We start from the raw sequence: 18,801 nt of genomic DNA on the forward strand, positions 1-18,801 counted from the left end.
TTGATGTTTCTGTATGAGGTTAATCGGTCGCGAGACAGGAAATTTTATGGAGGCCCCGACGAGTAGGGCGGATTCGCTGAAGGCAATCCGCCTCTGAAGCCTGTTGGCGTTTTGCTATCGCAAAAACGCCCTACGGCTCTTCCGCGAATGACGCGCCTCCTGTAGACCTTGTAGGGCGGATTCGCCGAAGGCAATCCGCCTGAAGCCTGTTGGCGTTTTGCTATCGCGAAAACGCCCTACGGCTCTTCCGCGAATGACGCGCCTCCTGCGTCGGCACATCCTACGGAATAACGGTATTGGGGTATGGCATCGGCATGGCGGTTTTAGCTGCGCCGCCAGTGGCCGGATTTGCCGCCGGCTTTCTCGACCAGGCGCACGGTTTCGATCGTCATTCCCCGGTCCACGCCCTTGCACATGTCGTAAATGGTCAGCAGCGCGATTTGTACGGCGGTCAGGGCTTCCATTTCAACACCGGTCTGGCCGTTGGTTTTGACCAACGTTCGGCAGCGGATGCGGCTCGATTCCGCTTCGGCGCTGAATTCGACGGATACATGCGTGATCGGCAGCGGGTGGCACAGCGGAATCAGGTCGGACGTCTTCTTGCTGGCCATGATGCCGGCGATCCGGGCGACGGCCAGGACGTCGCCTTTTTTATGCTTGCCTTTCAGGATCATGTTCAGGGTGGAAGGCTGCATCTCGATGTAGCCCTCCGCGGTGGCGGCGCGTTGGGTAACGGCTTTTTCGCCGACGTCGACCATGACCGCTTCGCCGGCCTGATTAAAATGTGGAGTATGCGTCACAATTCGGTAGAATGACTGATCGGTTTCGCTCTTTTGCGGAGCGTAAAGGTTGATTTTTATCATTGCGTAAAGGTTTATGTCAATCAAAGTTCGCTATTTTGCCAGTTTGAAGGAGCGCATCGGACGTGCGGAAGAAGATGCGGCGATCGCCGAGCCGGTGACTGCGAAGGCCCTTTGGCGGCAGTGCGTGCCCGAGCTGCCGCCGCCGGAGCAGATCCTGGTCGCGATCAATCTGGAATATGCCGACTGGGACAGCCTGGTCAGGGACGGCGACGAAGTCGCGTTTTTCCCCCCGGTGACCGGAGGCTGACAGGATGGTCAAAATTTCCCCGCGGCCGTTCGATCCCTGGGCCGAAGCGCGCGAGTATCAGCATGCCGCCGCGCAAATGACCGGAAAATTCGGCGCGACGAACCTGTTTGTCGGCACGATGCGGGATTTCAACGAAGGCGACGACGTGGTCGGGATGACGCTCGAATATTATCCCGGCATGACCGAGAGAGCGCTCGAAAATATCGTGCGGGAGGCCGGCGAGCGCTGGCCGATCATCGACGCCCTGGTCGTGCACCGGGTCGGCGATATTCGGCCGGGCGAGCCAATCGTGTTGGTGGCGGTGTGGACATCCCACCGCGGCGATGCGTTCGATGCGGCCCGGCATATCATGGAGGCGCTCAAATCACGGGCGCCGTTCTGGAAAAAAGAATGGTTGAAAGCCAAAGGCGAGCGTTGGGTCGCGCGCAATACCGACGGCTATTTGAAAAGCGAGTGAGGCAAAGCGAAGTGGGACCATTGGATAAGATGCAGGTGCGGCTGGAAGAGACGGTGCAATACCGCCTGCCGCTCGGCGAAGCGACGGTCGAGTTGAATCCGCTGCTCGGCCGCCCGATCCGGCTGCGTTATACCGGCAATATTTTCTGCACGCATTGCGGCAAAGCGACCAAGAAAAGTTTCAATCAAGGCTATTGCTATCCCTGCTTCATCAAGCTGGCGCAATGCGACATGTGCATCATGAAGCCGGAAACCTGTCACTACGCCGCCGGTACCTGCCGCGAACCGGCCTGGGGCGAGCGGTTCTGCATGCAGCCGCATATCGTCTACTTGGCCAATTCGAGCGGGATCAAGGTCGGCATCACCCGTCAGTCGCAGATTCCGACGCGCTGGATCGACCAGGGCGCGGTACAGGCCCTGCCGGTTTTCCGGGTGCCGTCGCGCCATGTCTCCGGCCTGATCGAAGTGATCCTTGCCCAACACGTCAGCGACAAGACCCGCTGGCAGCAAATGCTGAAAAATCAGGTCAGTCCGATCGATCTGGCGGCCGAGCGGGACCGGTTGCTGGCGCTATGCAAGGCGGAGCTGGACGAACTGGTTGGGCGATTCGGGGACAAGGCGGTCGAGTTGTTGTCGGATCGGCCAAGCGTCGATATCCGTTATCCGGTCGACCGTTATCCGGTCAAGGTCGTCTCGTTCAATTTGGACAAGGGGCCGGAAGTGGCGGGCGTGCTGCACGGGATCAAAGGCCAGTACCTGATGTTTGATACCGGCGTAATCAATATCCGCAAGTTTACCGGCTACGAAGTCGAGTTTTCGGGTTAGACCCGCAAGGTTTTCAAAACCTGGCGGGTCTTTGCCTGCCGGCTTGGGTGCGTGCCGGTTGCGCGGGAAGCGCGGAAGATTTTCAACCCGGCGGCCAGTGCAGCGCGCGTCCGCCCAGCAGATGCAAATGCAGATGATAAACCGCCTGGCCGCCGTTCCGGTTGCAGTTGAACAAGGTCCGGTAACCCTCTTCGGCGATGCCTTCCTGCTCGGCCAGTTTGACCGCGGTTTGCAGCATTTGGCCGCCCAGCCGATCGTCGTCGAGCTCGTTCAGCGTGGCGATGTGGCGTTTCGGAATCACGAGAATGTGTACGGGGGCTTGCGGGTTGATGTCGCGGAATGCCATTACGGTGTCGTCTTCGTACACCACGTCCGGCTTGATGTCGCCGGCGACCATTTTGCAGAATAAGCAGTTCGTCATCGTTTTTCCTTTTGTCAAAAGAGAATAAAAAATCACAGCCCGACGCGCTAGGCGAGAGGCATCGTCCACCGCATTTTATAACGATTCGACAGTGGGTGGGGATGGAGGTTGCTGATTGGGCGTAGGGTACGCTGTGCGTACCTTTTTGAGATGGGATGGCGCGCGAGGTTGTGGGAAGGTACGCGCAGCGTACCCTACGCAAAGAGGTTAAATCGTCCGGCGCCCGTTAAATGCGTGCAGCAGCGTGCCGCTGTCGATGAATTCGAGCTCGCCTCCCATCGGTACGCCGTGAGCGATCCGGCTGGCCTGGACATGGTGTTTGCGGGCGAGTTCGCCGATGAAGAAAGCGGTCGCTTCGCCCTCGACGGTCGAGTTGGTTGCGAGCACCAGCTCTTTGATGTCGCTTGTTGCCAACTGGCGTTCCAGCTGGTCGAGCCCAAGCTCGCCGGGGCCGATGCCGTCAAGCGGCGAAAGGCGCCCATGCAGTACGAAATACAATCCTTTGAACACGGTCGCCTGTTCGATGATCCAGACGTCGGACGGGTTTTCGACGATGCAGACCAGCGAGCTGTCGCGGGCCGGATCCGCGCAAATGTCGCAGAGCGGCTTCTCGGTCAGGGTGCGGCAACGGCTGCATTGGCCGATGCGGTCGATCGCCTGCAGCAGCGTTTCGGCCAAGGCGCGGGCGCCTTCCCGGTCTTTCTGCAGCAGATGGAAGGCCATCCGCTGCGCGGTCTTCGGTCCGACGCCGGGCAGGCAGCGCAGGTGCTGGATCAGGCGGCCCAACAGGCCTGTGTCGCGCATGCTCAGAAAGGCATTTGAAAGCCGGGCGGCAGAGGGAGTCCTGCGGTAATTTCGGCCATTTTCTCCTTCTTCATTTTCGCGACCTTGTTGACCGCGTCATTGATTGCGGCCGCGACCAGGTCTTCGAGCATATCTTTGTCGTCGCCGATCAGCGAAGGGTCGATCGTGACCTTGCGGGCTTCGCGCTTGCCGGTCATCAGGATGGTGACCAGTCCGCCGCCGGATTGGCCGACGACTTCCGTGGCTTCGATTTCCGCCTGGGCGCGTTTGAAGTCTTCCTGCATTTTCTGGGCTTGCTGCATGATGCTGCCGAGAGGATTTTTCATGATGGGTTCTCCTTGATTAAACGGGTTCGATGGTGCCGGGAATGACCCGGGCGCCGAAATGTTCTTTGAGCGCCTGAATGTTTTGATCCGCTTCGATCGCCTCGACGGCGGCCTGCTGACGGTCTTCTCTCTGCTTGATCAATTGCTCGGCCGGCGTTGCGCTGGTCGGTTTTTCGACCAGGATCGTCAATTTGACCGGTGTGCCGCGCAAAGTGCGTAACGCGGTCTGCAGCTTTTCGGTCCGCATCGGCGATAGCATGGTTTGAAATGCCGGGTCCAGCAATAACGTGCAATTGCGATCGTTGATCGAGTGCAAGGCACATTGCTGCGCCAGCTGTTTGGTGATGCTTTCGAGCCGCATCGCCGCGATCATTTCCGGCCAATCGTCGCCAGCAGGCAAAGGCTGGGCCGCCGGTGGTGCAGCCGGGTTGTCGCGTGATGGCCTGGCCGGCTCTTCGGGCGGCGGCGGACTGGCTATGGGTATGGGTATGGGTTTCGGCGCGGGACGGGCCGGTGGTGTCGGTATGGGCTTTACGTCAGGCTGCGGATGGGTTTCCGGGGTGCTCGTCAGGGTCGGCCGAAACGCCAGCATGCGCAACAGCGCCATTTCAAAGCCGCCTCTGGGATCGGGGGCGAGATCCAGGTCTTTCTGGCCGAGCAGGCCGATCTGGTAATAAAGATGCACGTCTTCGGGCTGCAATCTGGCGGCAAGCGACTTGATCAGCTCGCTGTCGAGCCCGGCATCGATAGGGATCGGGGCCTGCTGCAGGACAGCGATCGCATGCAGGGCCTGCAGCAGCTGCCGCAGTACGCCGCCGAAATCGGGCGCCAAGTCGGCCAGATCGGCGATGACTTTCAATAGGCCGGGCCCGTCCTGAGCGGCCAGCGCGTTCAACAGATCGCCGACCGGCTGCTGCGCGACGACGCCGAGCATTGCGCCGACTTCGTCGGCGGTCACCTTGCCGTTGCCGTGCACGATGGCCTGGTCGAGCAGGCTCAGGCCGTCGCGCATGCTGCCGTCGGCGGCGCGGGCCAGGAGCTTCAGGGCAGGCGCTTCGAAGGCGATCGCTTCCTGATTCAGGATGAATTCCATTTGCCCGAAGATCTGCTCCGGGGACAAACGCTTCAGGTTGAACTGCAGGCAGCGCGACAGCACGGTGACCGGAATCTTGTGCGGGTCGGTCGTGGCGAGTAGAAATTTGACGTGCGGGGGCGGCTCTTCGAGCGTTTTCAGCAATGCGTTGAAGCTATGCCCGGACAGCATGTGTACTTCGTCGATCAGATAGACCTTGAAGCGGCCCTGGTTCGGCGCATATTGCGCGTTGTCGAGCAGGTCGCGGGTATCTTCGACCTTGGTGCGCGAGGCCGCATCGACTTCGATCAGGTCCAGAAAACGGCCTTCGTCGACATCACGGCAGACCTGGCAGACGCCGCAGGGGTCATAATCCTGGAGGTTCTCGCAGTTGATCGCTTTGGCCAGGATGCGGGCCAGCGTGGTTTTGCCGACGCCGCGCGTGCCGGTAAACAGATAGGCGTGATGCAGGCGATCATGCTGCAAGGCATTGATCAGCGACTTGACGACATGTTCCTGACCGACGATTTCGGAAAAATTATGCGGGCGCCATTTGCGGGCGAGAACCTGGTAACTCATTTCAGGCTCATCAAGGGGTAGAAAGCGGAGTAGGGCGGTAACCGCACCAGCCACATCCCGGCACACGAATCTGCTGCTACCGTTGCTCCCTTCCGGGCCTGGCGGGGTTTGCAGCGTATCGTTGCGGGAGGACCGATACGATTACCATAATTAGCCTTGGCGGCTGTGAGTCGGTTATTATCTTTGTATTTGGCCAAGAATGCAAGTGATCACGAAATATTTTTTGGTGTGCGGCATCGGCGAAGAGCGAATCATGCTAAAGTAAAACATTAGTAGGGCGGATGCCGTCAGGCGATCCGCCGCTGAGCGGCCAGCTTCCGGCGGAACCGCTGGCGCGTTCCGCCTTACGCGGGCTAATTATTTTGAAAAATCGATCGACATGACTGAAGCAGCAACCCTTTTTTCCGAAGCAAGACGTGTGATTCCGGGCGGCGTCAATTCGCCGGTACGTTCGTTCAGCGGCGTCGGCGGCACGCCGGTGTTTATCGACCGGGCGCAGGGCGCCTACATTTACGACAGCGAAGGCAAAGCCTATATCGATTATGTCGGCTCCTGGGGACCGATGGTGCTGGGCCATGCGCATCCCAACGTAATCGCGGCGGTCAAGGCGGCGGCCGAGAAGGGGCTTAGCTTCGGCGCGCCGATCGAAATCGAGACGCGCATGGCCGAGAAGGTGATTGAGCTGGTGCCTTCGATCGAACTGGTGCGCATGGTCAGTTCCGGTACCGAGGCGACGATGAGCGCGATCCGTCTGGCCCGGGGCTACACAAGCCGCGACAGGATCGTCAAATTCGAGGGTTGCTATCATGGCCATTCCGACTCGCTGCTGGTCAAAGCCGGCTCCGGCGCGCTGACCTTCGGCGTGCCGAGTTCGCCGGGCGTGCCGGCGGCGGTCGCCGAAAACACGATCACGCTGACCTATAACGACAGCGAGAGCGTGGCCGAGTTGTTCGCGCAGATCGGCGAACGGATCGCCTGCGTGATCGTCGAACCGGTGGCCGGCAACATGAATTGCATTCCGCCCGCGCCCGGCTTTCTCGAAACGCTGCGCAAAGTCTGCGACGACTACGGCAGCGTGCTGATCTTCGACGAAGTGATGACCGGCTTCCGGGTCGGCCTGCACGGCGCGCAAGGCGTGTACGGCATCAAGCCGGATCTGACCACGCTCGGCAAGGTGATCGGCGGCGGCATGCCGGTCGGCGCGTTCGGCGGTAGCCGCGAGATCATGGAATGCCTGGCGCCGGCGGGCCCCGTCTATCAGGCCGGCACCCTGTCCGGCAATCCGGTCGCGATGGCGGCGGGCCTGGCGACCCTCGGACAGATCGCAAAGCCGGGCTTTTACGAAGACCTCGGCGCCAAGACCGAAAAATTGGCGAACGGTTTGCAGGCGCTGGCGGATCGGGCCGGCATCGCGTTCACCACCAATCGCGTCGGCGGGATGTTCGGGCTTTTCTTCACCGCGAAGGACAAAGTGACCTCTTTTGCCGACGTGATGCAGTGCGATCAGGACCGCTTCAAGCGCTTCTTCCATGGAATGCTCGCCGAAGGCGTGTATCTTGCGCCGTCCGCATTCGAGGCGGGCTTCGTGTCGGCGGCGCACGGCGAGCGGGAGCTGAACGCCACGTTCGAGAAAGCGGCGCATTGCTTCAAGGCGCTGTAAGCGCCTGTCGAGCCGCCGCTGTTTCAAGCCTTTGGCACGCGGTTTTTAGAACGGTCGAACGGTTCGGTGTCTGCGGTGCCGGCCAACTTGAGCGAGGGCTTGCTAAAAAAATTATAAATTGTGGTAAAATTCGCGCCGGTACTTTTATTACCGTTCCATGACCGTTACTGATTTGAAAAAATCAAATAACAAAAAGAAACAGAGGACTCTATAAATATGAAAATTTTGAAAAAAATCGCACTTGCTGCTCTGGTCGGCGCTTCCATGGGTGTTTTCTCAACCTCTGCAATGGCGGAAGCTTCCGATGGCAGAATCGTTTATGCGCCAACCGAGGCGATTGATCTGACTATTAAGAGAATCGAAGTCGCACTCGCGTCGGCGACAACCGGCGCAGATGCCGAAACCGTTGCCAGCCAGGCCAAGGACGCGCTGGATATGAGCAAAGAAATCAATGCGAACGACAAAGTGGATATCGCCCGTTCTCGCGCCAACAATCACTTGAAAGCTGCCCGCAACGCAGCTAAAGCCGGTAATATTCCGGAAGCCGAGCAGCATTTGAGACAGGGACTGCAAGCTTTCAACGCGCTGAAAGAATTGCTGTAATTTTAGCTTGAAACTTATCGGGGGGCATCGTGCTTCCCGATACTTTTGCCTTTTGCTTTTTCCCATTCTTTCCTCGAAAGCCCTCCCTTTAGTGTCCTCCCGCTGCTCCGCCGTCGGCGGAAACCTTGCCGACCCAGGGCATCAGCAGAAGCGCGATAAAGAATACCAATGCCAGCGTATGAAACATCGTATTCATCGTCAGGACTTCGGCTTCCCGCATCGCCAGCCCGTAAAGCTGCTTCAGCGCGGCTAATTCGGCATTCGGCAGGGCGCCGCCGGACAGGCGCTGGGTCAAACCGCCAAGCAAGGCCCGGGCCTCGGGCGATGCCGCCGTGACGTGCTCGCGCAATGCCGCGTAATTCCCCTTGTTCAGCTGGATCATCAGCGTATTCGCGACCGCAAGGCCGATCGCGCCGCCCAGGTTGCGCATCAGGTTGTAAAGCCCGCTCGCGTTCTTGACTTCTTCCTGAGGCAATGTGCCGAGCGCCAGCGTGTTGATCGGCAGAAAACAGAACATCATCGCAAAGCCGCGCAATGCCTGCGGCCAGAAAAATTCCCAGTAGCCGGCTTCGTGCGTCAGATTGCCGTTCAGCCAGCAGCCAAGGCCGAAGAGCAAGAGCCCCAAAGCCAGCATCAACCGCGAATCGAGGACTTTCACCAGTGCGCCGGCCGCGAATGCCGAGATGAACTGGAACAGGCCGGTCACCATCACGTACCGGCCGATCTGCAGGCTGTTCAAGCCCTTGACGCTGGCCAGATAGACCGGCATCAGATAGATGATCGTATAGAGCCCGCAGCCGAGGATGAAGCTGAAGATGCAGCCGACCGCGAAGTTGCGGTTCCGAAAGGCCCACAGGTCGACGATCGGATGGGCGATCGTCAGTTCGCGGTAAAACATCGCGATTCCCGAGGCGAGCGCCGCCACGGTAAAAAATACGATTTCCCGGCTCTCGAACCATTCCTCCTTGACGCCTTCTTCCAGAACGAACTGGACGCTGCCGAGAAATATCACGATATACAGAATCCCGAGAAAATCGATCTTGTTCAGCAATGTCCAGTCAGGATCGTCGACCTTCAGGAACAGCCACGTCGACAATGTTACCAATAGGCCGGGCAGCAGGTTGATCAGGAACAGCGCTTTCCAGGACACCACTTCGGTCAGATAGCCGCCCAGCACCGGTCCCGCGGTCGGAGCCACGGTGACGACCATCCCGACCACGATGCCCATCACCGGCTGCAGGCGGGGAGGAAACAGTGTGTAGATCATCGCGAACACCGACGGGATCATCGCGCCGCCGAACAGGCCCTGGAAGGCCCGGAAGACGACCATCGACGGCAGGTTCCAGGCCAGCGCGCAGCACAGGCTCATCAGGGTGAAGCCGCCGCAGGCCAAGGCAAACAGATAGCGGGTCGACAGCGCCCGGCCGAGCCAGCCGGACAGCGGAATGACCACCACCTCCGCCACTAGGTAGGCGGTCTGCACCCAGGTGATCTCTTCGCGCGTCGCGGACAGGCCGGCCTGGATTTGTTCGAGCGAACTCGCGACGATCTGGATGTCCAGCACTGCCATGAAAATGCCGAACACCATCCCGGTGAAGCCGAGCCATTGTTCGGAACTGACGCCGCCGGGGCTCTTCCGGATTTCCGGCGCCGGAGCGGCTTCGAGTACGGCCGCCATGATCAGCGGACGCGAACCTGAACGACGGCGGACAGCCCCGGCCGAAGTCTGTTCAGGTCCGCATTCTGTCCGAAACGGATTTTGACCGGCACCCGGCGCACGATTTTGGTAAAATTGCCGGTCGCGTTTTCGGGTGGCAACAGGCTGAATTCGGAGCCGGACGCCGGCGCGAAACTGTCCACGGTGCCTTCGAAAAGTCGATCGGACAGCGCATCGACCGAGATCGTCGCCGTCTGTCCGGCTTGCATCAGGCCGATTTGCGTCTCCTTGAAGTTGGCTTCGACGAACAGTCCGTCGCCCGGAACCAGATAAGCCAGCGCGCTGCCCGGCTGCACCAGTTGCCCGACCTGCACGCTGCGGTTGCCGACCACGCCGTCGAACGGCGCCGCGATCCGGGTATTGGCCAGATCGATCCGGGCCAGCTCCAGTGCGGCTTCCGCCGCTTTCAGCCGGGCCCGGCTTTCGCTCAGACGAGCGTCCAGCGAAGACAACCGGCTTTCCGCGCCTTGTCTGGCCGAAACGAATTTGTCGCGCTCGGCCCGGGCCTGTTTATGGGCCGACTCGGCCGCATCGCGGCTTTGCGCGGAAACGGCGCCTTCTTTGGCCAGATTGCTAAAACGCTTCAGATCTTTGGCCGCTTTTTCGACGTTGGCTTCGGCCGCGGCGATGTTGGCGCGTTCTTCCAGAATCATCGCTTGCTGGGCCCGTTTGTCCGTTTCCAGCGTTGCGGCGCTGGCCTTTTCCAGCAAAACCTGCGCTTCGGCCTGAGCGACTCTGGCCCGGAAATCGTGGTCGTCGATCACGACCAGCAGGTCGCCGCGTTTTACCGTCTGGTTGTCTTCGAACAGCACTTCCTTCACATAGCCGGTCTCTTTCGGGCTGATCAGGCTCATGTGCGATTTCAGGTAGGCATTGTCGGTGCTTTCGAACGGATGGACGGCCCGGAGCCAATAAAAAGCGCCGGCCGAGGCGAAAAGCAGCAGCATGCCGATCGAGAACGGTGGGGTTTTGTAAAACGGTGCGCGCATAAATAAACAATTGCTAAACTGAACGGTTTAGTTTATTTTAATCGCGAAATCGATCTCTAAGCAATCAGTTTTTCTTGGCTATCATCATGACTCACGCTCCCAAATCCAAACGACAGAGCATTCTTGCCGCCGCCCGGCAGGTTTTCCTCGCGCACGGCTACAGCGGCGCCAGCATGGAAGCGATCGCCGAAGCCGCACCGGTTTCGAAGCCGACCCTGTACAGTCATTTCCGGGGCAAACAGGACCTGTTCGCGGCGGTGATCGCCGAACAGTGCGAAGCCCTGCTCGGGACGCTTGTCCGCTCGCTGGGCGGCAACCGGAATCCGGAAGAAGGACTCAAAGCGATCGCCCGCGCTTTCGTCGACTTGATCTATGCGCCCGAGTCGCTGCAGTTGTACCGGCTGATCATTTCCGAGCAGCAGCATTTTCCGGACCTGGGGCTCCTGGTCTACCGCTCGGGGCCCGAGCCGGTTCTGAAGCAATTGGCCGCCTACCTGGCCGAACTGACTGCCCGCGGCGCGCTGAAGATTCCCGACGTCGACGGTTCGAGCCGGCTGTTTTTGAGCATGTTGAAGGGCGATGAACATTTTCGCTGCCTGCTCGGCCTTCGGGACGGGTTGAACCAAGTCGAAAGAGACTCTATGATCAGCGCCGCCGTGGCATTTTTTTTGAAAGGACATGGGTATGAAGCCTAGCCTTGCGTGGTGTTTGCTGACTGCCGGAATGGCCGGGTGCGCGGTCGGGCCCGATTATGAAGAAGCCGCGCCGAGCGTCCCCGACCGTTGGCTGGCCGCCGAAGCGATGCCGCTCGAAGCGGGCGCCAGGATGATCGATGCGGAGGCGCTGAAACGCTGGTGGCAAAGTTTCGGCGATGCGGAACTGGACCGGTTGATGGATCAGGCGCTGGCCGGAAACCTCGACGTCAAAATCGCGCTGTCCCGTATCGAGCAGGCGCGCGCCGAACGCCGGGGAACGCGTGCGGAACTGTTTCCGAAGGTCGACATCGCGGCGGGCGCGCAGCGCAACGAGAATCCGTTTCCGGGATTCGCGCCCGGCATCCGCTTCAACCTGTTCGAACTCGGCTTCGACGCGCTGTGGGAAATCGACCTGTTCGGCCGGCAGCGGCGGCTCCTCGAAGCCGCCACCGCCGACCTGGAAGGCGCGGAGGATCTTTACCGCCAGGCGCAGGTCGCGCTGACCTCCGAAATTGCGCGCACGTATGTCGAATTCCGCAGCGTTCAGAACCAGCTCAAAATCACGCGCTCGAACCTCGAATCGCAGCGGCGCACGCTGGGGCTGACCGAACGGCTCGATGCCGAAGGCGTCGGCACCAAGCACGACGTCGTGCGGGCGAGGGCGCAGACGGCTCAGACCGAAGCGCAGATTCCGGCCCTGGAAGCGCAGCGGGTATCGGCCTTGCGCCGGCTCGAAGTGCTGGCGGGACAGCGGCCCGGGGCGCTGGACGGCCCACTGAACCCGGAAGGCAAAGTACCGTCGGCCGCGCCGCTCGGGATTCTGGCTGCTCCGGCGGAAACGCTGCGCCGTCGTCCGGATCTCCGCGCCGCCGAACGCCGCCTCGCGGCCGCGACCGCGATGCAGGGCGCGGCGATCGCGGAGCTGTTTCCGAAAATTTCGCTGTCGGCCTTTTTGGGGTTTCGCAATACCGACATCGAACAACTGTTCAGGTCGGCGGCGTTTTCCTACGGCACCGCGGCCAATCTGCTGCAGCCCCTGCTGAACTTCGGCCGCATCCGCGCCGGGATCGACCTGGCCGATGCGAAGCAGAAGGAAGCCTGTCTGGCCTACGAAAAGGCGGTGCTCGAAGCGCTTCAGGAAACCGAAACCGCGACGAGCCGCTACCTGAAAGAAGAGATCCGCCGCCGGACGCTCGCGCGCTCGGTGGCGGACTTGAAAGAATCGGTGCGCCTGTCGAACCTGCGTTATCAGGAAGGCGTCATCTCGTTTCTGGACGTGCTGGACGCGCAGCGCGCGCTCTATGCGGCCGAAATCGAGCTGGCCCGTTCCGAAGCGGAAGCCGCGACCCATTTGATTGCGTTGTATAAAGCGCTGGGCGGCGGCGCGGGCGCGCAATCGGCATAATCCCTGTTGGCGGAGCGGCTCATGAGGATACAGACAAAATCGACATTGACCTGGATTTTCGCCGCTGCCGCCCTGTTGGCCGCGGCGGTTGCCTGGCGGCTGTTGCGGCCGGCCGGGTTGCCCGCGGGCATCGTTTCGGGCAACGGCCGGATCGAAGCGACCGAGATCGACATCGCGACCAAGACGCCCGGACGCGTCGTCGAAATCCTGGCGCGCGAAGGCGACTTCGTGAAGGCAGGGAAACTGCTTGCCCGGATGGATACGGATGTGCTGCTGGCTCAAAAGGCCGAAGCGGAAGCCCAGGTTCGGCAGGCCGAAAACGCCTATCTGAGCGCGAAATCGCTCGTCGTTCAACGCGAGAGCGAACGCCGCGCCGCGCAGGCGGTCGTCGCCCAGCGCCAGGCCGAACTGGAGGCCGCGCGCAAACGCCTGAAGCGTTCGCAGCGGCTCGTCGGCGAAGGCGCGACGCCGCAGCAGGAAGTCGACGACAACCGCGCCCGGATGTTGGGCGCGGAGGCGGCCGTGCGGGCCGCCGAAGCCCAGGTTGCCGCCGCGCAGGCCGGGATCGAGGCAGCGAAGTCGCAGGTGGTGGAGTCGCAATCGGTGATCGAGGCCGCCAGGGCGACCGTCGTGCGCCTGAAGGCCGATATCGACGACCGCGACCTGAGGGCTCCGCGCGACGGCCGAGTCCAATACCGGGTCGCCGAGCCCGGCGAAGTGCTGAACGCCGGCGGCCGGGTGTTGAACATGGTGGATCTGTCGGACGTTTACATGACTTTCTTTTTGCCTACCGAAGCCGCCGGCAGGGTCGCGCTGGGCAGCGATATTCGCCTCGTGCTCGACGCGGCACCGAATTATGTGATTCCGGCCAGGGCCAGTTTCGTCGCCAGCGTCGCCCAGTTTACCCCGAAGTCCGTCGAGACCGAGGTCGAACGGCTGAAGCTGATGTTCCGGGTCCGCGCGGCGATCGATCCCGAGCTGCTGAAAAGGCACCTCGAACAGGTCAAGACCGGTCTGCCCGGGATGGCCTACGTCAAGATCGATCCCGCCGCCGAGTGGCCGCCCGAGCTCGCCGTCAGGCTGCCGCGATGACTGCTCGGACGCCCGCAGAGCCGGTGGTCCGGGTGCGGAACGTCAGCCTGCGTTACGGCAGGCATCTCGCTTTGGATGATTTGAGCCTGGAGATTCCCGGAGCCCGGATGATCGGCCTGATCGGTCCCGACGGCGTCGGCAAGTCCAGCCTGATGTCGCTGTTGACCGGCGCCCGCAAAATGCAGCAGGGCCGCATCGAAGTTTTGGGCGGCGATATCGGCGAGGCGGCGCACCGCCGCGCGGTCTGTCCCCGCATCGCCTACATGCCGCAGGGACTGGGCAAGAATCTCTACCTGACATTATCGGTTTACGAAAACGTCGATTTTTTCGGGCGCCTGTTCGGGCACGCGCCGGCCACGCGCCGCCGGCGCATCGCCGAGCTGCTCGACAGCACCGGCCTCGGGCCGTTCCGCGACCGTCCGGCCGGAAAACTGTCGGGCGGCATGAAACAAAAGCTCGGGCTTTGCTGCGCGCTGATTCACGATCCCGACCTCCTGGTGCTGGACGAGCCGACCACCGGCGTCGATCCCTTGTCGAGAGCCCAGTTCTGGGAGCTGATCGAGCGGCTGCGGGCGCGCCGCGAAGGGATGAGCGTACTCGTCTCGACCGCCTATATGGACGAGGCCGAACGCTTCGACTGGCTGGTCGCGATGGATGCGGGGAAGGTGCTCGCTACCGGCGCGCCGGAAGAGCTCAGGACCCGCACGGATGCCGAAACGCTGGAAACGGCGTTCATCCGGCTGCTGCCCGAAGCGAAACGCCTGGGACACAAGGGCATGGCGATTCCGCCGCGCGCGCTTTGCGGCGAGCCCGAAATCGCGATCGAGGCGCGCGGCCTGACCATGCGCTTCGGCGATTTCGTGGCGGTCGACCGCGTCAGCCTGCGCATCGAACGGGGCGAGATCTTCGGCTTTCTCGGCTCCAACGGCTGCGGCAAGTCGACCACGATGAAAATGCTGACCGGGCTGTTGCCGCCGAGCGAGGGCGAAGCGCGGCTGTTCGGGCAAGTCCTCGACGCCGGCAATCTGGCCACGCGCAAGCGCGTCGGCTACATGTCGCAAGCCTTTTCGCTGTATTCGGAACTGACCGTGCGCCAGAACCTGGAACTGCACGCGAAGCTGTTCCATTTGCCTGCGGCCGAGATTCCGGGGCGCGTCGAGGCGATGGCCGAGCGCTTCCTGCTCGGTCCGGCGATGGAGGCGCTGCCCGATGCGTTGCCTTTGGGCATTCGCCAGCGCCTGTCGCTGGCGGTCGCGGTGATCCATAAGCCCGATCTGTTGATCCTCGACGAGCCGACCTCCGGCGTCGATCCGGTCGCGCGCGACAGTTTCTGGGAGCTGATGGCCGACCTTTCGCGCCGGGACCGCGTCACCCTCTTTATTTCCACCCATTTCATGAACGAGGCCGAGCGTTGCGACCGGATATCGCTGATGCACGCGGGCAAGGTGCTCGCCAGCGGCAGGCCTTCGGCTCTGGTCGAGCAGAGCGGACAGCCGACCCTGGAAGCGGCGTTTATCGATTATCTGAAGAAAGCGGTCGGGACCGGTGACGAGCCGGCGGACGTTCCTGGCGATGGGAATGTCTCTCTCGCTCCGCCTCGCCCCGACCCTCTCCCGGCAGGGGAGGGAGGGCCAAGGCTGAAGGATGGACGCTTCAGCCTGATGCGCCTGTTCAGCTATACCCGGCGCGAAACGCTGGAGTTGCGCCGCGATCCGTTGCGCAGTTCGATTTCGCTCTTCGGCACGCTGCTGTTGATGTTCGTGATGGGCTACGGGATCAGCATGGACGTCGAGAATTTGCGTTTCGCGGTGCTCGACCGCGACCGGACCCTGCTCAGCAACAATTACGCGCTCGATCTCGGCGGCTCTCGCTATTTCATCGAACGGCCGCCGATCGCCGATTACGACGAACTCGACCGGCGCATGCGCAGCGGCGAGCTGAGCCTGGCGCTGGAGATTCCGCCGAATTTCGCGCGCGACCTGGAGCGCGGCGGTAACGTCAGGATCGGCGCCTGGATCGACGGCTCGATGCCGAGCCGCGCCGAGAATGTGATCGGCTATGTTCAGGCGATGCATCAGGTCTGGCTGGCGGAGCAGGCCCGCCGTCGGGCAACCGACAAAGTTCCGCCGGAGCCGATCAGGATCGAGACGCGCTATCGCTACAATCCGGACGTGAAGAGCCTGCCCGCGATCGTGCCGGCGGTGATTCCGATGCTGTTGATGCTGATCCCGGCGATGCTCAGTGCGCTCAGCGTCGTACGCGAAAAAGAGCTCGGCTCGATCCTGAACCTGTACGTGACGCCGGTGACCAAGCTTGAATTTTTGCTCGGCAAGCAGATGCCCTACATCGCGCTGGCGATGGTCAACTTCTTTCTACTGTGCGCATTCGCCGTCTTTGTGTTCGGTGTCCCGCACAAAGGCAATTTCCTGCTGCTGACCGTCGCCGCGCTGCTCTACGTGACCGCCGCGACCGGCCTGGGCCTGTTGATCTCGGCGTTCACGCGCAGCCAGATCGCGGCGATCTTCGCGACGGCCCTCGCCACGATTATCCCCGCCTCGCGTTTTTCGGGGATGATCGATCCGATCGGCTCGCTGGAGGGCGGCGCGCGCTTCGTCGGCGAGATCTTCCCGACCACCCATTTCCTGACGATCAGCCGCGGCACGTTCTCGAAAGCGCTGGGCTTCGCCGAGCTGGCGCCGTCGCTGGTGCCGATCGTGTTGTCGATTCCGGTGATCGTCGGCTTGAGCGTGATGCTGCTGAACAAGCAGGAGCGTTGACGGTGCAGACGCTGCTCAACATTTTCCATCTCGGCGTCAAGGAACTGCGCAGCCTCGCCCGCGACAGGCTGATGCTGGTCCTGATCGCCTTCGCGTTTACCGGCCAGGTCTATCTGACCGCGACCGGCTTGCCGGGTGCTCTGCACAAGGCACCGATCGCGGTCGTCGACGAAGACCGTTCGCCCTTGTCGTACCGGATCGGGAATGCCTTTTATCCGCCTTATTTCCAGACGCCGGCGGTCATCGATCCGTACGCCGCCGATCCGGGGCTGGATATCGGCTTGTACACTTTCGTGCTCGACATTCCTCCCGACTTTCAGCGCGACATGTTGGCCGGGCGGGCGCCCGCGATCCAGGTCAATGTCGATGCCACGCGCATGTCGCAGGCCTTCATCGGCAACAATTACATCCAGAACATCGTGAACGGCGAGGTGGCCGCCTTTCTGCAGGGGCATCGTGCGCCGTTCGTGTTTCCGGCCGAACTCGAGATCCGCGCCCGCTTCAACCCGAACCTGGAGCCGATGTGGTTCGGCTCGGTCATGGAAGTGATCAACGGCGTCACGATGCTGTTGATCATCCTGACCGGCGCGGCGCTGATCCGCGAACGCGAGCACGGCACCATCGAGCATTTGCTGGTGATGCCGCTGACCCCTTTCGAAATCATGATGGCGAAGGTGTGGTCGATGGGACTGGTCGTGGCCGTAGCGGCGACCGCTTCGGTCGTCTTCGTCGTGCAGGGCATCCTGAAAGTCCCGATCGAGGGCTCGATCGGGCTGTTCGTGGCGGGCATGGCGCTGCATCTGTTCGCGGCCACCTCGATGGGGATTTTTCTCGGCACGGTGGCGCGGTCGATGCCGCAGATGGGGCTATTGATGATCATCGTGCTGCTGCCGCTGCAGATGTTGTCCGGCGGCATGACGCCGCGCGAGAGCATGCCGGAAGCGGTGCGGAATTTGATGCTCGCCGCCCCGACGACGCATTTCGTGGCGCTGGCGCAGGCGATTCTCTATCGGGGAGCGGGGGTGGAGACCGTCTGGCCGCAGTTTCTCGCCTTGCTCGGAATCGGCGGCGTTTTCTTTGTACTGGCGCTGAGCCGTTTCCGGAAGACCATCGGTTCGATGGGCTGAAATCCGGTTCGATCGTTTGCAGGCCGGATGGCAATCCGTAGAGCGGCGGATCGCTCCGGATTCAGGTTTTGAAATAAGTCTCGCGAGGACCCCGGATCATCGGCGTCAAATGGCCGAGGAACTGGCGCGCGCTTTGTTCCCAGGAATAATTCAGCGCATGGCGCCGGCAGTCGGCCGGATTCAGTTTCAGCGCGTCCAACGCGGCCTGCCGCAGATCGGCGCCGAGTACGCCGACCGGGGCTTTGCCGATGATGTCGATCGGGCCGGGGGCGGGGAAGGCCGCGACCGGCACGCCGGCGGCCAGGGCTTCGAGAATCACCAGGCCGAAGGTATCGGTGCGGCTCGGAAACACCATCACATCCGCGGCGGCTGCATATTGCGCCAGCATCTCGCCGGTCTGGAAGCCGACGAAGCGGGCTTCCGGGTATTTCCGTTCGAGTTCCGGCCGCTGGGGGCCGTCGCCGATCACATACTGGGTGCCGGGCAGATCCAGCTTCAAAAAATCCTCGATGTTTTTCTCGACCACGACGCGTCCGATATAGGCGAAGATCGGGCGTTTTTCCTGAAGAAAGTTTTTTTCGCGCGGCCGGTAGAGGTCGGTGTCGACGCCGCGCGACCAGAGGACCATTCGTTCGAAGCCTTTGTCGGCCAGGGTGCGCCGCATCGATTCGGTGGTGACCATCACGCGCGCGCTTTCGCTGTGAAACCAGCGCATGTAGCCGTAGCCGATCCACAGCGGCAGGCCGATGCGCATCTTGAAATATTCGGGAAAGCGGGTGTGGAAGGAGGTCGTGTAGTGGTAGCCCATCTCGCGGCAATAACGCCGCGCGGCGAAACCGACGCAGCCTTCGGAAGCCAGATGGATCGCGTCCGGCTTGAATGCCTGGAGGGTGGGGCGCAGGCGCGGGCCGCACAAAAACGCCAGGCCGACGTTCGGATAGCCGGGGCAGGGCCAGGTGTAGAAGCGGTCCGGGGCGCACAGTTCGACCGTGTGCCCGAGCCGGCGCAACACTTCCATCGTCTGGGTCAGCGTGGTGACGACGCCGTTGATTTGCGGATGCCAGGCGTCGGTGATCAGGGCGATTCTCAAAGCGGCAGCTCCTTTATCTTGACGGCGATGGAGGGCATGACTCACCCGTCGGG

18 protein-coding genes and 1 other RNA gene are annotated in these 18,801 nt (G+C 61.8%); 10 read left to right on the plus strand and 9 right to left on the minus strand.

Translation table 11 applies throughout. The features are described 5' to 3' along the window. Positions 1-323: 323 nt before the first annotated feature. Positions 324-800, minus strand: a complete 477-nt coding sequence (moaC, locus tag CC94_RS0111765; RefSeq protein ID WP_031430975.1) for a cyclic pyranopterin monophosphate synthase MoaC — start codon at positions 798-800, stop codon at positions 324-326. A gap of 76 nt (positions 801-876) precedes the next feature. On the opposite strand from moaC, the gene moaD reads away from it, so the two are divergent. From moaD to CC94_RS0111780, 3 genes are read left to right on the plus strand one after another with little or no spacing between them, the layout of a single operon-like run. Beyond that, positions 877-1,110 (plus strand): molybdopterin converting factor subunit 1, encoded by a 234-nt coding sequence (gene moaD, locus CC94_RS0111770; protein ID WP_005370005.1) that lies wholly within the window; start codon positions 877-879, stop codon positions 1,108-1,110. 4 nt (positions 1,111-1,114) lie between these two features. After that, on the plus strand, positions 1,115-1,567 hold the full coding sequence (locus CC94_RS0111775; protein ID WP_005370006.1) for a molybdenum cofactor biosynthesis protein MoaE: 453 nt from the start codon (positions 1,115-1,117) through the stop codon (positions 1,565-1,567). 29 nt (positions 1,568-1,596) lie between these two features. Further along, positions 1,597-2,391 carry a DUF2797 domain-containing protein gene (locus CC94_RS0111780; protein WP_031430977.1) on the plus strand — a complete coding sequence of 265 codons (795 nt, stop codon included), beginning with the start codon at positions 1,597-1,599 and terminating at the stop codon, positions 2,389-2,391. Between the two features lie 82 nt (positions 2,392-2,473). Here the strand turns inward: CC94_RS0111780 and CC94_RS0111785 are convergent, their stop codons facing one another. The 5 genes from CC94_RS0111785 to ffs all read right to left on the minus strand — a co-directional run bounded on the left by CC94_RS0111785 (position 2,474) and on the right by ffs (position 5,731). Continuing rightward, on the minus strand, positions 2,474-2,812 hold the full coding sequence (locus tag CC94_RS0111785; RefSeq protein ID WP_005370008.1) for a histidine triad nucleotide-binding protein: 339 nt from the start codon (positions 2,810-2,812) through the stop codon (positions 2,474-2,476). Positions 2,813-3,019: 207 nt separating this feature from the next. Beyond that, positions 3,020-3,616: a recombination mediator RecR gene (recR, locus tag CC94_RS0111790; RefSeq protein WP_005370010.1), complete on the minus strand. Its 597-nt coding sequence runs from the start codon at positions 3,614-3,616 to the stop codon at positions 3,020-3,022. Between the two features lie 2 nt (positions 3,617-3,618). Further along, the gene (locus tag CC94_RS0111795) at positions 3,619-3,942 is read right to left on the minus strand and encodes a YbaB/EbfC family nucleoid-associated protein (protein ID WP_031430979.1); all 324 of its coding nucleotides are present in this window, start codon (positions 3,940-3,942) and stop codon (positions 3,619-3,621) included. A 16-nt stretch (positions 3,943-3,958) separates the two neighbouring features. Beyond that, a complete protein-coding gene (gene dnaX / locus CC94_RS0111800; protein ID WP_005370014.1) occupies positions 3,959-5,593 on the minus strand; it encodes a DNA polymerase III subunit gamma/tau in 1,635 nt (544 codons plus the stop codon). 41 nt (positions 5,594-5,634) lie between these two features. Then, positions 5,635-5,731, minus strand: an RNA gene (ffs, locus tag CC94_RS23080) — signal recognition particle sRNA small type. A gap of 241 nt (positions 5,732-5,972) precedes the next feature. Between ffs and hemL the strand changes: the two genes are divergently transcribed. Both hemL and CC94_RS0111810 read left to right on the plus strand, forming a co-directional pair. After that, positions 5,973-7,253: a glutamate-1-semialdehyde 2,1-aminomutase gene (gene hemL, locus CC94_RS0111805; RefSeq protein WP_005370016.1), complete on the plus strand. Its 1,281-nt coding sequence runs from the start codon at positions 5,973-5,975 to the stop codon at positions 7,251-7,253. Between the two features lie 216 nt (positions 7,254-7,469). Continuing rightward, positions 7,470-7,856 carry a hypothetical protein gene (locus tag CC94_RS0111810; protein ID WP_005370018.1) on the plus strand — a complete coding sequence of 129 codons (387 nt, stop codon included), beginning with the start codon at positions 7,470-7,472 and terminating at the stop codon, positions 7,854-7,856. 88 nt (positions 7,857-7,944) lie between these two features. Here CC94_RS0111810 and CC94_RS0111815 read toward each other — a convergent pair whose 3' ends face one another. Together CC94_RS0111815 and CC94_RS0111820 are read right to left on the minus strand one after the other, a co-directional pair. Further along, positions 7,945-9,534, minus strand: coding sequence for a DHA2 family efflux MFS transporter permease subunit (locus CC94_RS0111815; RefSeq protein ID WP_005370020.1), 1,590 nt, complete (start codon positions 9,532-9,534; stop codon positions 7,945-7,947). Positions 9,535-9,536: 2 nt separating this feature from the next. Next, positions 9,537-10,562, minus strand: a complete 1,026-nt coding sequence (locus CC94_RS0111820) for an HlyD family secretion protein (RefSeq protein ID WP_005370022.1) — start codon at positions 10,560-10,562, stop codon at positions 9,537-9,539. 86 nt (positions 10,563-10,648) lie between these two features. Here CC94_RS0111820 and CC94_RS0111825 point away from each other — a divergent pair, with 86 nt between their 5' ends. Genes CC94_RS0111825 through CC94_RS0111845 form a run of 5 tightly spaced genes read left to right on the plus strand, consistent with a single transcriptional unit; the run spans position 10,649 to position 17,658 of the window. Further along, entirely contained in the window at positions 10,649-11,257 is a 609-nt protein-coding gene (locus tag CC94_RS0111825; protein ID WP_005370024.1) for a TetR/AcrR family transcriptional regulator, read from the plus strand. Then, positions 11,247-12,662 carry an efflux transporter outer membrane subunit gene (locus CC94_RS0111830; RefSeq protein ID WP_031430982.1) on the plus strand — a complete coding sequence of 472 codons (1,416 nt, stop codon included), beginning with the start codon at positions 11,247-11,249 and terminating at the stop codon, positions 12,660-12,662. Before CC94_RS0111825 ends, CC94_RS0111830 begins: the two co-directional genes overlap by 11 nt. A 21-nt stretch (positions 12,663-12,683) precedes the next feature. Then, positions 12,684-13,754 carry an HlyD family secretion protein gene (locus CC94_RS0111835; RefSeq protein WP_031430984.1) on the plus strand — a complete coding sequence of 357 codons (1,071 nt, stop codon included), beginning with the start codon at positions 12,684-12,686 and terminating at the stop codon, positions 13,752-13,754. Then, positions 13,751-16,531 (plus strand): ribosome-associated ATPase/putative transporter RbbA, encoded by a 2,781-nt coding sequence (gene rbbA, locus CC94_RS0111840; RefSeq protein WP_031430986.1) that lies wholly within the window; start codon positions 13,751-13,753, stop codon positions 16,529-16,531. Before CC94_RS0111835 ends, rbbA begins: the two co-directional genes overlap by 4 nt. A 2-nt stretch (positions 16,532-16,533) precedes the next feature. Continuing rightward, positions 16,534-17,658 carry an ABC transporter permease gene (locus tag CC94_RS0111845; protein ID WP_031430988.1) on the plus strand — a complete coding sequence of 375 codons (1,125 nt, stop codon included), beginning with the start codon at positions 16,534-16,536 and terminating at the stop codon, positions 17,656-17,658. Positions 17,659-17,719: 61 nt separating this feature from the next. Here the strand turns inward: CC94_RS0111845 and CC94_RS0111850 are convergent, their stop codons facing one another. After that, positions 17,720-18,748 carry a glycosyltransferase family 4 protein gene (locus CC94_RS0111850; protein ID WP_031430990.1) on the minus strand — a complete coding sequence of 343 codons (1,029 nt, stop codon included), beginning with the start codon at positions 18,746-18,748 and terminating at the stop codon, positions 17,720-17,722. Between the last annotated feature and the right edge of the window lie 53 nt (positions 18,749-18,801).

Origin of the sequence: Methylomicrobium agile (assembly GCF_000733855.1) — a bacterium.
GTDB classification, from domain to species: Bacteria; Pseudomonadota; Gammaproteobacteria; order Methylococcales; family Methylomonadaceae; genus Methylomicrobium; species Methylomicrobium agile.

Excerpts from the sequence above, each read along its gene's own strand:
- CC94_RS0111780 (WP_031430977.1), top strand. The coding sequence starts at position 1,597 with ATGCAGGTGCGGCTGGAAGAGACGGTGCAATACCGCCTGCCGCTCGGC.
- rbbA (WP_031430986.1), top strand. The coding sequence starts at position 13,751 with ATGACTGCTCGGACGCCCGCAGAGCCGGTGGTCCGGGTGCGGAACGTC.
- CC94_RS0111835 (WP_031430984.1), top strand. The coding sequence starts at position 12,684 with ATGAGGATACAGACAAAATCGACATTGACCTGGATTTTCGCCGCTGCC.
- CC94_RS0111795 (WP_031430979.1), bottom strand. The coding sequence starts at position 3,942 with ATGAAAAATCCTCTCGGCAGCATCATGCAGCAAGCCCAGAAAATGCAG.
- CC94_RS0111810 (WP_005370018.1), top strand. The coding sequence starts at position 7,470 with ATGAAAATTTTGAAAAAAATCGCACTTGCTGCTCTGGTCGGCGCTTCC.
- CC94_RS0111785 (WP_005370008.1), bottom strand. The coding sequence starts at position 2,812 with ATGACGAACTGCTTATTCTGCAAAATGGTCGCCGGCGACATCAAGCCG.
- recR (WP_005370010.1), bottom strand. The coding sequence starts at position 3,616 with ATGCGCGACACAGGCCTGTTGGGCCGCCTGATCCAGCACCTGCGCTGC.
- CC94_RS0111820 (WP_005370022.1), bottom strand. The coding sequence starts at position 10,562 with ATGCGCGCACCGTTTTACAAAACCCCACCGTTCTCGATCGGCATGCTG.
- moaD (WP_005370005.1), top strand. The coding sequence starts at position 877 with ATGTCAATCAAAGTTCGCTATTTTGCCAGTTTGAAGGAGCGCATCGGA.
- CC94_RS0111825 (WP_005370024.1), top strand. The coding sequence starts at position 10,649 with ATGACTCACGCTCCCAAATCCAAACGACAGAGCATTCTTGCCGCCGCC.
- dnaX (WP_005370014.1), bottom strand. The coding sequence starts at position 5,593 with ATGAGTTACCAGGTTCTCGCCCGCAAATGGCGCCCGCATAATTTTTCC.
- CC94_RS0111830 (WP_031430982.1), top strand. The coding sequence starts at position 11,247 with ATGAAGCCTAGCCTTGCGTGGTGTTTGCTGACTGCCGGAATGGCCGGG.
- hemL (WP_005370016.1), top strand. The coding sequence starts at position 5,973 with ATGACTGAAGCAGCAACCCTTTTTTCCGAAGCAAGACGTGTGATTCCG.
- CC94_RS0111775 (WP_005370006.1), top strand. The coding sequence starts at position 1,115 with ATGGTCAAAATTTCCCCGCGGCCGTTCGATCCCTGGGCCGAAGCGCGC.
- CC94_RS0111815 (WP_005370020.1), bottom strand. The coding sequence starts at position 9,534 with ATGGCGGCCGTACTCGAAGCCGCTCCGGCGCCGGAAATCCGGAAGAGC.